We start from the raw sequence: 12674 nt of genomic DNA, 5'->3' as shown, positions 1-12674 counted from the left end.
TGCCATGAAAAACTTAAATGCCCAAGCGGTGCTAGAACAGTTAAAAGCGGGTAATTTGCGTTATGTTGAAAAAATCAAAAACGCCAAAGAACATCATCAGCCTCCGCCGATACTGATAGAAGAGCAGTTGCCATCTGCCATTATTTTGGGGTGTTCGGACGCTCGTGTGCCAGTGGAGCTCATCTTTGACCAAAAATTGGGCGAGTTGTTTGTCATCCGAGTGGCGGGCAATGTAGTTGCCCCGTCACAGATTGGTTCGGTAGAGTTCGCTGCCGAGAAATTTGGCACCGAGCTTGTGGTGGTGCTAGGACATAGCCACTGCGGGGCGGTAACGGCATGTGTTGAGACGCTCATCAATCCTGAGCAATATTATTCGCCCAATTTGCAATCCATCGTTGATAGAATTCGCCCCAGCGTGTACAACCTACATGAGATACTCACCGCAGGCGATGGCAAGATAGACATGAACGAGTTCATTGACCGTGCTGTGCGTGCCAATGTGCGACTGTCGGTGAGCCAATTAAAATCAGGCTCACGCAGTTTAGAGGACATGGTTAATAGTGGGAGACTGACCATTGTCGGAGCGGAATATGACGTGGCAACTGGCAAAGTGAATTTTTTTGAATAAGTTTATTATTGCAAAAGTTTTTTTAAAAGTATACAAAATCAAAAAGAGGAGCCGTTATGACGACCATTACCCAACCCGCCCAAGCCTTGACCGCCAATGGCGTTAAAGACATTCCGACAGCGTCCGAAGGTTTTACCTTTAACCACACCATGCTACGCATCAAAGATCCTGTCAAGTCGCTAGAATTTTATACAGGTGTGCTTGGCATGACTTTGTTACGCCATAGTCAATTCCCTGATGCCAAATTTGACTTGTATTTTTTGGCAAAGCTGACAGCCGATGAGCGTGATAATTTGCCTGCCACAGAGAATCTGACCGCTTATGTCTCGCGCCAACGTGGTATTCTAGAACTCACGCACAACTACGGTACCGAAAATGATGCTGATTTTAGCTATCATGACGGCAACAGCGACCCCAGAGGCTTTGGGCATATCTGCTTTGCCGCGCCTGATTTGGCAAAAGCAGTGGCGTGGTTTGATGAAAACAATGTTGTATTCCAAAAACGCCCCGAAGACGGTAGCATGAAAGACATCGCCTTTATCAAAGACCCAGATGGCTACTGGGTTGAGATTATTGAGCTAAAAGGTTAAAAACAAAAAACACGCTTTTGGGCGTGTTTTTTTGTTTTATCAATGATAAATGGCGTGCCTGGCGGGAATTGAACCCACGACCTTTGGCTTCGGAGGCCAACACTCTATCCAACTGAGCTACAGGCACATCAAGGGCGATATTTTAGCAGATTTTTGCCAAAATTACCATGTTTTTGTAAAAATGCCAAAAAATCTTGCTAATTATTTACAAATTACATAAAAAACGTGGTATTTTATCCCTATTTTCCCTTATAATAGTAGGGTAAATTTCCCAAACCCAGAATAACAAGATTATTCAAGGCTAAACGAGATAAGACAATGAAAAAAATTGTAACTTTATCTTTTGCCACATTGTTGGCAATTTCTGGCGTAATGACCAGCCAAGCAAGTGAAGCACCTGCCAATGTAGAAGCAACGAGCGAGACTCAGGCAGAGACCGCGATTGCAGAAGCACCCAAAGCAGAAGCCAAAAAAGAAGCCATCCCTGAGGACAGTGCTCAGGTCAAAAAGCTCATCGCCATGTACCCACAACTGGTGGCACGTATCGCCCCTGTGGGTAAAGTGTGCTTTGATGGCGAAGAGTGCGACATTAACATCACTGTGCTAGCCCCCGCGGTAGAAGGTGTGGCTCGCCCTGGTGACCAGCTTTATAATGCCATCTGTGCCACGTGTCATGATGCGGGCTTGGTGGGAGCACCAAAAACAGGTACAGCCGATTGGGCTCCACGTATCGCCAAAGGTAAGGCAACTTTGTACGACCACGCCATCAATGGCTTTAATGCCATGCCTGCTCGTGGTGGTGCAGACATCTCTGATGATGAAGTGAAAAACGCGGTTGATTATATCATTTCCCAATCGCAATAATTCATTAAATAGTCCAAATGGCTTAGGCGGATAACCGCTTAGGCTGTTTGGCGTTTTTCGTCTTTTATATTTTGGATTTTGGATTAAAAGGCAAATCATGGCAAGAGTTTTTGCCATTGGCGACATTCACGGCAGTAGGGTTGCCCTAGCCACGCTGATAGACGGCATACAGCCAACCTTCGATGACACACTTATCTTTTTGGGCGATTATGTCAATCGTGGCGATGACAGCAAAGGCGTGCTGGATATATTGATGAATTTATCTGACATCTGTCAAACGGTCTTTATCATGGGTAATCACGAGCTGATTATGCTGGCAGGGTTAAAATACAAAGATGACTTTGAATTTTGGCTGAAAGTCGGTGGCGATAAAACCTTGCAATCTTTTAATCTAATGCCCATGCGGTCAGAGTGTTTGCATTTGCCATTTAATTATGTGGGTTTTTTAAATAAAACCGTGGATTATCATGAAACAGACGATTTTATTTTCTGTCATGCGTCCATTTATCCATATTTGCCAATGGATAAACAAAATGATTATGCCCTACGCTGGCGTAAATTAGAAAACGACCATGTCGCTCATGTCTCAGGCAAAACCGTGATTTGTGGGCATACCGAACAGCGAGACGGACAGGTGTTATTTCAAAACGGCATTATCTGCATTGATACATGGGCGTATGGGGACGGTTGTTTGACGGCGATAGAAGTAAATGGCAAACAGCTCTATCAGGCGGATAATGACGGCGATTTCTATATTGCAGACGTAAGCAATTTCTTTTAATTAACTTGTATTGATTTAAATAAATTAACTTATTTAAAAAGTGAATTTGTCTTTTTGTTATTTGTCCTAATTTAATTATAAAATTTTTAAAAAATCAAATCATGACCATACCAGCCTTAAAAATAACCAATCTTAAAAAAACCTATCCCAATGGCACTGCCGCCCTAAAAGGCGTGGATTTGACCGTGCCACAAGGCCAATTTTTTGCCTTGCTTGGGGCAAATGGAGCAGGCAAATCCACGATGATTGGTATCATCAGCTCATTATTTCCCCAAACAGACGGCACGGTGGAGATTTTTGGTGTGGATTTGCACAAAAATCCAAGCCTTGCCAAGTCTTATTTGGGCGTTGTTCCCCAAGAATTTAATTTTAACCAATTTGAAAAATGTTTGGATATATTGATTATTCAAGCAGGCTATTACGGCATAAAAAAGAAAGACGCCTTGCCGCGAGCCGAATTTTTATTAAAAGAATTGGGGCTGTGGGATAAGAAAGATACAAAGGCTCGTTCGCTCTCTGGCGGTATGAAACGCCGTCTGATGATTGCCCGTGCTTTAATGCATCGCCCTAGGCTTTTGATATTAGACGAGCCGACCGCAGGGGTGGATATTGAATTACGCCGTTCTATGTGGGATTTTATGGAGCGTATCAATAAAGACGAAGGCACGACTATTATTTTGACGACCCATTATTTAGAAGAAGCCGAGCAGTTGTGTAAATACATCGCCATATTAAATCATGGCGAGATTTTAATTAACACCGGGATGAAATCATTGCTTACGCAGTTATCATTAGAAACTTTTGTTTTTGATTTAAAAGATGAATTAAAAAATACCCCAACTCTAAATAACATTAGTCATATCAATTTGGCGGATAATAAAACTTTAGAAATCACGCTTAATAAAACCCAGCATTTAAATGACGTATTTACGCAATTAAATCACCTAAATATCCAAATTGTCAGCATGAGAAATAAAGCCAACCGCCTAGAAGAATTATTTATGGGTGTGGTAGATAGCCATTTTCATAAAGGCAAAATGAAAGACGAGAATAAATTAAATAATGGGGAAAATCATGAATAATCAATTAACTGCTTTTAACACCCTATTATTTAAAGAGATTAAACGCATTGTTCGTATTTGGCCCCAAACCTTATTACCGCCTGTCATTACCATGACGCTGTATTTTGTGATATTTGGGCAAATGATTGGCTCTCGTGTCGGAGAAATGGGCGGGGTGAGCTATATGCAGTTTATCGTGCCCGGTTTGATTATGATGTCGGTCATTACCAACAGTTATTCTAATGTTGTATCATCATTTTTTAGCACCAAATTTCACGGCAGTATTGATGAAATGCTGGTGTCGCCCATATCCAAGCACGCCATATTATTGGGCTATGTGGGCGGTGGCGTATTTCGTGGGCTTGCCATTGCGTTAATTGTCAGTATTGTGGCGTTATTTTTTACTCAATTAAGCATTAGTAATTTGCCAATCATGCTGATTACCATTATTGGCACGTCCGTGCTATTTTCATTGGGCGGTTTTATCAATGGGGTATTTGCCCGCTCATTTGATGATATTTCTATTGTGCCAAGTTTTATTTTAACGCCTTTGACTTATTTGGGCGGGGTGTTTTATTCGTTAGAAAACTTATCGCCATTTTGGCAAAATTTATCTCTACTTAACCCCATTGTTTATATGGTCAATGCCTTTCGTTATGGCATATTGGGGCATTCTGATGTCAATGTCGGTTATTCGTTATTGGCGATTTTGATATTTTGTGCGGTGTTTTATGGCGTGGCATATAAAATATTAAAAGACGGTAAAAGAATTCGGCTTTCTTAATTTAATATTAAATTTAAATTTGTAGGGGTGAATTGCAATTTGCCCACTATAATAAAAGATAAATCAAAAGGCAAACACAAATGAGTATTCACGGCGTACTAGGCGAAAGCACCACTTATTCAAAAACTTATGACCCCACCATTTTACATCCCATTTCTCGGCAAATCGGACGAGATGAGATTTTAAAAGATGTGGGATTTGATTTTAATAATTATCATGATGAATTAAAAAATGGCGTGGATATTTGGCAAGCCTTTGAATTGTCATGGCTAAATCCGATTGGCATTTCACAAGTGGCAATGGCTCGTTTTACCATTCCTGCCAATTCGCCAAATATCGTGGAATCCAAATCCTTAAAGCTATATCTGAATAGCTTAAACTTTACTAAATTTAGCAGTATTGATGAATTAAAAACCACTTTACAAAAAGATTTATCTATCTGCGTGGGTGCTGATGTGGGCGTGGAGATTATCGGATTAGATAGCGATGAATTAACCATTGCAAAACCAATCGGCATTTGTATTGATGATGTCTTAAATCATTTATCTGATGAGATTGTTTTAAGCGATGATATTGATAGCAAATTTTTAAAAAATGCCAAAAAAGGCGAACTGGCAACTTATCAATTTTATAGCAATCTGTTGCGTTCAAATTGCCCTGTTACCAATCAGCCTGACTGGGGGGTGGTGCAAATTGAAATGACGAGCGAATACGATTTGGATTTTGGCGAATTTTTAAAATATATTTTATCATTTAGACAGCACAATGGCTTTCATGAGCAATGCGTAGAGCGAATATTTGCCGACATGATGACGTATTTTAAGCCAGTCTCTTTAAAGGTGCTGGCGAATTATACAAGACGTGGCGGGATTGACATTAACCCTGTGCGGGTATTTAATACGGATAAAGGGCAAATTAAACGACTTATTCGTCAATAGCATAAATATAAATAAACCCTGCAATCACAGGGTTTATTTATTAGGGCGTGCCTGCCTTTGGTATTTGCAATTTTTCATGCAAAAATGGATTAAAACGTTAAATTTTCATCTTATTTTATAAAAATGTTATCAATGACAGGCACGCCCTAGCCAATCCCACGAGCCTTTAACAGAGCATCGTTTTTGGGTTTGCGACCCATAAACCGCTCAAACAATCTCATCGGCTCATCAGCACCGCCTTGGGACAAAATGGCATTGATAAAATCTTGTCCTGTTTGTTGGTTAAACAGCCCTTCATTCTCAAAGCGAGTAAAGGCATCGCTTGCCAACACTTCCGACCACAGATAGCTATAATACCCTGCCGAATAACCGCCTGAAAAAATGTGGTTAAAGCTGTGAGCCATACGCACCCAGTCAGGTTCGCCCAGTACCGAGACGTTTTGGCGAATGTCATCACGCAGGCGAGAAAGTGTTTTTTTGTCGCCTTGTTTATGTTCAACGTGCAAACGAAAATCAAATAGGGCGTACTCTAACTGGCGGACGATAGAAGTTGCCGATAGATGGTTTTTGGCGGTTTGCATTTTTTGAACCATGTCCATGGCAATAGGTTCGCCTGTCTCATAATGAGCCGAGATAAGGGCAAGCACGTCTTTATCCCACGTCCAGTTTTCTAGCATTTGGCTTGGGAACTCTACCGCATCTCTTGGCACACGAGTACCCGACAGGGCAAGCACGTCTACCTGCGTGAGCATATGATGTAAGCCATGCCCGAACTCATGAAACAGCGTTTCTACTTCGCTATGTAGTAGTAAGGCGGGTTTGTCCCCGGTTGCTCCGCCAAAGTTGCACACGAGCATGGAGACAGGTTTTTGGGTGTCGCCAGTGGATTTTTTAAAATGCCCAATCGCTGTGCTATGCCACGCACCACCATGCTTGTTTTCACGAGCAAATAAATCCAGATAAAATGATGCGATGTGTTTGCCGTCTTGATACAGCTCAAAAAAGCGAGTGTCGGGGTGGGGCAAGGATACGCCTGTTTTTTCACGCACGTCCACGCCAAACAGACGGCGAGTGACTTCAAACATGCCGTCTAACACTTTATCCACAGGGAAATATGCCCGTAAGGCTTCTTTGTCAATGTCATAAAGTGCTTGCTTTTGCTTTTCGGACAAATAGGCAAAATCCCACGGCTCAATCTTATCATCTTGACCTAGCACGCCAATATCACGTCCGTATTTTTGCAAATCCTGCATTTGTTTTTTGGCGGTGGGGCGAGTTTTGGCAAGCAAATCTTTTAAAAAGCCCAATACTTCATCGGTGTCTTTTGCCATGCGTTTGGCAAGCACATATTGGGCGTAGTTTTTGTAGCCGAGTAGCTGGGCAAGCTCAAGCCGCAAATCAATGAGTTCGTTGATAATAGGGGTGTTGTCCCATTTGTCGGCATTTTGACCTTTGTCGGACGCACGAGTGCGATAGGCTTCGTACATTTGTTTGCGTAGCTCTCTGTCATCGGCGTAGGTGGTGATTGTCAGATAGCTTGGCACGTCCAGCCCAAAACGGTAGCCTGTTTTGTCTTTGGATTTGGAGGATTGCTCTGCTTTTTGTAGGGCAATGCCGCTAAGCCCTGACAGCTTGGCTTTGTCATCAATGACAAGCTCCCAGCCCATGTCGGCATCTAGTACGTTGTTGCTAAATTGGGTGGATAGTTCGGATAAACGAGTGACCACTTGGGTATAACGTTCGGCTTTGTCGCCTGTCAATGCCACGCCCGAGAGTTTAAAATCCAGCAAGGCATCGTTTATCGCTTTTTGTTGGGCTTGGGTGTAGGTTTTAAACGCATCGCTTTTGGCAAGTTTTTTAAAGCCTTCATATAAAGGGCGATACATACCAAACCACGACTCATAGTCGCTTGTGCTTTTGGTGATGTCTTGATACACCGCTCGCAGGGCATCTGAGTTTTTGACCGAATGCAAGTGAGCGACCACGCCCCACACACGGTCTAGTTTGTTTTGAGCGTCTTCTATCGGGGCGTAGAAGTTATCCCATGTTATGCTCTTTTGGGTGCAGACACGCTTGACCACGTCTTTGTTGTGTTTTAATAAAAAGTCAATGGCAGGCGTGATGTGCGAAATCTCAACCGCCCCAAAGCTCGGCAAGCCGTCAAAATGCAGTAGGGGGTTGTCTTGTAAAGTGGTGGGTAAATCTAAGGGTAGGGGGTGTGCCATGCCAAACTTGGGTAGACTTAGGGTAAATAAACTACCGATTCCTAATTGTAAAAATTGACGGCGTTCCATGATGTCTCCTGATAAAAAAGCTTTATCTTACGCAAAGTGATTTAAAAAATCAAGAGCTGTTATGGATGAACATGAATGAAAAAAAGACAAACCGCATGGTCTGCCTTTTTAAAAGTCAAAGCAAGTATTAGAATTTTGCAAGCACTTCATCAAGCCCTAACAGCTCCTTATCATCACACCCACGCTTGGCGTATTCATATTTGCCATCGGCAAGGTTACGCTCGGACACCACGATACGATGAGGGACACCGATGAGCTCTAAGTCGGCAAATTTCACGCCCGCCCGCTCGTCTCTGTCGTCTAATAGGACGTTTACGCCTTTGGCTTTTAGGGTGCTATACAGCTCGTCCGCTTTGGCTTCTGCCGAGCCGTCTTTGGATTTCATGGGGACGACCGCCACATAGAATGGGGCGATATTATCGGCAGGGTCTGGCGTGTCCGCCCATAGACAGCCCTTATCATCATGGTTTTGTTCTAGGCTTGCCGAGATGATACGGCTAACCCCAATGCCATAACAGCCCATCATCAGCATAACAGGCTTGCCTTCTTTACCAAGGACGGTACAGCCCAAGGCGTGCGAATATTTATCGCCCAATTGAAAGATGTGTCCGACTTCAATGCCACGCTTGATTTGTAGTACGCCTTTACCGTCTGGGCTTGGGTCGCCGTCTACCACGTTGCGAATGTCGGCAACATCTGCATAGACCGCATCACGCTCCCAGTTCATGCCCGTGGTGTGTTTGTCGGCGATGTTCGCCCCACTCACAAAATCCGCCATGACGGATGCACTTCTGTCAGCGATGACAGGTATATCATATTTTGCCAAGTCTACACTGATATAGCCCTTAACGAGACCAGCTTCTTTTATCTCATCTTCGCTTGCCATTTTTAGCGGTGCTTTGATTTGGGGCAGTTTCTCGGCTTTTAGCTCGTTTAGGGTGTGGTTGCCACGCAAGACAAGGGCGACAAGTTTTGGCATATCAGGTGTATCTTCCGAGTACGAGCCTTTGACGATGAGCGTTTTTACCGTGCGTGTCAAGTCCATGCCCAAATGCTCCGCCACTTCTTCACAGGTTGGCATATTTGGCGTATCCACGTCCGTGCGTGGCTCACTTGGGGGCTGACGTGTGTCGTGGCAGACCGCTTCAGCAAGCTCCACGTTCGCCGAGTAGTCGGACTCACTGCTAAATGCAATGTCGTCTTCTCCACTGTCGGCTAATACATGAAATTCATGACTGGCAAATCCGCCAATAGACCCCGTGTCCGCTTGCACCGCCCTAAAATCAAGCCCCAAACGGGTAAAGATACGACTGTATGCTTCATAAAAGTCTTGATAAGTCTTGGCAAGGCTGTCTTTGTCGATATGAAAAGAATACGCATCTTTCATGGTAAATTCACGAGCTCTCATCACCCCAAAACGTGGGCGAATCTCATCACGAAACTTGGTTTGAATTTGATAATAAGTGGCAGGGAGCTGTTTGTAGCTTTTTAGCTCGCCACGAGCGATGTCGGTGATGACTTCTTCGTGGGTAGGCCCTAGTACAAAATCACGGCTATGACGGTCTTTAAAGCGAAGCAATTCCGCCCCATAGTCTTCCCAACGTCCCGACTCTTGCCATAGTTCGGCAGGTTGGGTGACAGGCATGAGCAACTCTTGGGCACCGATACGCTCCATTTCTTCACGGACGATTTTTTCCACTTGTTTTAGCACACGTAAGCCCGTTGGCATCCACACATACAAGCCTGAGGCAAGTTTGCGAATCAGACCTGCTTTTATCATAAGCTGGGCGGAGATGATGTCGGCATCGCTTGGGGTGTTGCGAAGGGTGGCTAGGGTAAATTGACTGGCTTTCATAAGATTCTCGGCAAGTTTGATTTTAAATTTGGTAAAAACATATTATATTAAAGTAAACTTTGGTAACAGTGCAAGTAATTTTTTTGATAAATGCTAAAATTGTCCCTATTATGGTATTAAATGAGTTGTTTTACGTCAATTTGCATTTTCAAAAGGAGAGTTATGACCACATCCACCCCACTTACTACCCCCAAAGTAAAAAAAGCCAATAAATTCACCTTATTTTGTATCGTGTCAGTCATGGCGATGATTGTGTTTTTGGCGGTTTTTTGGACGTTAAAATTGACTGAAGAGCCTGCCGTATCCGCCATTAGCCGAGACGGTGTTGTTACCGAAATCCAAAAAATGGCTCGCCTAAATACCGTTGCTTTTGGCGTGGACACGGTCATTACCGCCCAAAAAGAAGGCAATTGGTACAAGCTATGGCAGGACGAGCAAAAGGGGCTGTTTGTTGCTCGTGGGCGGGTTTTGGCAGGCGTGGATTTGGGTAAAATCACGGCGGACAACGTGCAAGTTACCTTTGATCCCCAGACCGACCCAAAAGTTGCCCCGCACGCCAACATCACGGTAACGCTCCCGCCATCGCAGGTGTTTGAGGTGTTCCTTGATGACATGCAGGTCTATGACTGGAAAACAGGGCTGTTTGGCGTGGTGGATAATGACCCTGAGATTTTAAATCAAGCCCAAATCTCTGCCAAAGCCGAAGTGCTAAAAAAAGCGTGTCAAGGCGACATCATGACCCTTGCCACCGATAACGCCACCGAACAAATCAAGGGTTTATTTGCCTTGACAGGGGCGACTGTGGTGGTCAATGGCGATGTGGGGGCGTGTAGGGTGTGAATTTGTATGTTTTTTAATCATTTAAATGTTAAATAATAACATTTCATCAAATTGATAAAATGGATAAACGTGTTCATAAAATCATCAATTTGCCCAAATAATACACAAAACATGCTTAATTTATACCCATAATATTTTTATGGGTATAAAAATATTGCTCAATGGTAAAATATTTTTACTGTTTGGTATAGCCGTAAACCAAATTATGTTATAAAATAGAATCAGCAAATTAATAACCTAAATTTGCTGATTTATCTTTAATTGTTTATTTAAAATGAATGTTTTGGTGTAGTCTCATGCTAAAATAACCGCTAAATGTGCCTAATTTTGTAAACTAATTACTTTATATTGATATTGGCATCATGAAGCGATTTCATTTTGGATAAAAATAAAGCACTTATTCTAACTGCCATACCAAATTTTTTAACACGATATTAGATAATGGTATTTTATTAAATTTTAAAATTTATTTAAAATCAACAATTATCACTGATGGTCGTATTAATTAAATGTGATATTGGGATAAAAGAAAAACATAAATCAAAAATTGATTTATGGCGTATCGGGTTGCTTGTAAAATTAAGCAGATACACTCTACAAAATGAAAAAGTACTACGGTTTCCGTTCATGGTGAGCTAAGTCGAACCATAACGGAAACCAACCCTTCGACAAGCTCAGGGCGAACGGTTTCCGTAGTAAAATTCAATTTTGTTGGCTGTATTTTCTTTGTCAAAAATATCAGGACGATGGCGTTAGGCAATTTAGACCAATAATCTCCAAACAATTGCTTTGGTTGAGAGTAAATCATGACGAGCACTGATAGCAAAAAAGCCATGCGTATTGCCATGGTTGGTGTTAGCCCTGCTGACCAAATTACTTTTAAAGGATATTTGCGCGTCCTATTGCGTTTGGATGTAGATTTGGATTGGGTGTCCGCTCAGATGGGTGAGGTTGATTTGTATGTCATTAATCAGGATTTTAAAAATTCTACCAGCGTGCAAAAACTAATAGAATTGCACCCACGCACACCCATCTTATACGTCAGTCGCAACCTGACAGGTAATGGTGGTATCGCTGGCGACTCACTGGTATTACCCCTAAAACAAATCAATGCCTTAAATGACTGGCTTCATGAAAAAGTGGATGTATTAAAGGGTCTGCCTTATCAAAAATCAAGCACGTCTGGTGAGCCTGACAAAACAAGCACCCGAACTAATCAGGAGAATCAAACCAGCCAGTCAGCCCAAACTGCTCACACAGCACAATCGCCACAGTCTACCACATCAAAGTTAGATGACGTGATAGACTTGATTAAGACGTTGCACGCTCGTCCTAAGTCCTTATTTGAGCTGACCCAAGATGGAGAGGTGTTGGCTGTTATTGATGGGGCACGCCAGCTGGTATGGCTAAAAAGTGCCAAAGTGGCAGACGTGACGACATGGCGACTGCGTGTGTATGGCGGTGTGGCAGGCGAGCCTAAGCAAGCCCTCGACATGAATCAGTGGCTGTATCAGATGGCATGGGCGAATGGTGAGAAGTTATTACCACTCATCGATGGCAATGCCCGCTATCAGCTTCGTTCATGGGCAAAGCCTGATAATAATGCCGACAGACGCATTATCTTGCGGACAATGGTCGCTTTAGAAGATACAGCACGCACGGTAGATGAGATTGTGGCACGCACGGGACTGGGTCGTCCTATCGTCCAAAAAGTGATTGTCTCGCTACTGCTTTCTCAGCATTTGATGGATGATAACTACCAAAACGTGAATGCGACCATCATGCAGACATCGACCGTGGCACCAGTGACAGTCACAGCGTCCGCACCTGTGAGCGAGCCTGAACCAAGACCTGAGCCAACAACCGCCGAACAACAAGAGAAAATCGGTTTCTTGTCACGTCTGCGTCGCAAACTGGGGCTGTGATGACACGTCCTAATTGCAATGTTTTTATTTTTATCATACAATAAATTTATCATTATTTACATTTTCATGTTATTTATATTTAATATATTGATAGTAGTCCAAAAAGTATGCTGA

The 12674-nt window shown here is 43.0% G+C and carries 11 protein-coding genes and 1 tRNA gene; 9 read left to right on the top strand and 3 right to left on the bottom strand.

Annotated elements, in window-relative coordinates:
- Positions 1-4 precede the first annotated feature (4 nt).
- Complete coding sequence (locus B0182_RS01255; protein ID WP_078273203.1) at positions 5-628, top strand: carbonic anhydrase; 624 nt, start codon at positions 5-7, stop codon at positions 626-628.
- A gap of 56 nt (positions 629-684) precedes the next feature.
- Positions 685-1218: a lactoylglutathione lyase gene (gene gloA, locus B0182_RS01250; protein ID WP_078273202.1), complete on the top strand. Its 534-nt coding sequence runs from the start codon at positions 685-687 to the stop codon at positions 1216-1218.
- A gap of 50 nt (positions 1219-1268) precedes the next feature.
- Here gloA and B0182_RS01245 read toward each other — a convergent pair.
- Positions 1269-1345, bottom strand: a tRNA-Arg gene (locus B0182_RS01245).
- 191 nt (positions 1346-1536) lie between these two features.
- On the opposite strand from B0182_RS01245, the gene B0182_RS01240 reads away from it, so the two are divergent.
- From B0182_RS01240 to queF, 5 genes are all read left to right on the top strand, one after another.
- Positions 1537-2082, top strand: a complete 546-nt coding sequence (locus B0182_RS01240; RefSeq protein ID WP_078273201.1) for a c-type cytochrome — start codon at positions 1537-1539, stop codon at positions 2080-2082.
- A 97-nt stretch (positions 2083-2179) separates the two neighbouring features.
- Positions 2180-2863 (top strand): metallophosphoesterase family protein, encoded by a 684-nt coding sequence (locus B0182_RS01235; protein ID WP_078273200.1) that lies wholly within the window; start codon positions 2180-2182, stop codon positions 2861-2863.
- Positions 2864-2964: 101 nt separating this feature from the next.
- Positions 2965-3945 (top strand): ABC transporter ATP-binding protein, encoded by a 981-nt coding sequence (locus tag B0182_RS01230; RefSeq protein WP_078273199.1) that lies wholly within the window; start codon positions 2965-2967, stop codon positions 3943-3945.
- Positions 3938-4708 carry an ABC transporter permease gene (locus tag B0182_RS01225; RefSeq protein WP_078273198.1) on the top strand — a complete coding sequence of 257 codons (771 nt, stop codon included), beginning with the start codon at positions 3938-3940 and terminating at the stop codon, positions 4706-4708. The genes B0182_RS01230 and B0182_RS01225 overlap by 8 nt, the downstream gene beginning before the upstream one ends.
- An 80-nt stretch (positions 4709-4788) precedes the next feature.
- Entirely contained in the window at positions 4789-5646 is an 858-nt protein-coding gene (queF, locus tag B0182_RS01220; RefSeq protein WP_078273197.1) for an NADPH-dependent 7-cyano-7-deazaguanine reductase QueF, read from the top strand.
- Positions 5647-5792: 146 nt separating this feature from the next.
- Here the strand turns inward: queF and B0182_RS01215 are convergent, their stop codons facing one another.
- Positions 5793-7940, bottom strand: coding sequence for a M3 family metallopeptidase (locus B0182_RS01215; protein WP_078273196.1), 2148 nt, complete (start codon positions 7938-7940; stop codon positions 5793-5795).
- A 127-nt stretch (positions 7941-8067) separates the two neighbouring features.
- Positions 8068-9795, bottom strand: a complete 1728-nt coding sequence (locus B0182_RS01210; protein WP_078273195.1) for a proline--tRNA ligase — start codon at positions 9793-9795, stop codon at positions 8068-8070.
- Positions 9796-9957: 162 nt separating this feature from the next.
- Between B0182_RS01210 and B0182_RS01205 the strand changes: the two genes are divergently transcribed.
- Both B0182_RS01205 and B0182_RS01195 read left to right on the top strand, forming a co-directional pair.
- Positions 9958-10635 (top strand): DUF4230 domain-containing protein, encoded by a 678-nt coding sequence (locus B0182_RS01205; RefSeq protein WP_078273194.1) that lies wholly within the window; start codon positions 9958-9960, stop codon positions 10633-10635.
- Between the two features lie 806 nt (positions 10636-11441).
- Positions 11442-12560, top strand: a complete 1119-nt coding sequence (locus tag B0182_RS01195; protein WP_143821636.1) for a hypothetical protein — start codon at positions 11442-11444, stop codon at positions 12558-12560.
- The last annotated feature ends 114 nt before the right edge of the window (positions 12561-12674 follow it).

It is taken from the genome of Moraxella bovis (assembly GCF_002014975.1).
GTDB lineage: Bacteria > Pseudomonadota > Gammaproteobacteria > Pseudomonadales > Moraxellaceae > Moraxella > Moraxella bovis.
This window is presented reverse-complemented; position numbering and strand designations above follow the sequence as displayed.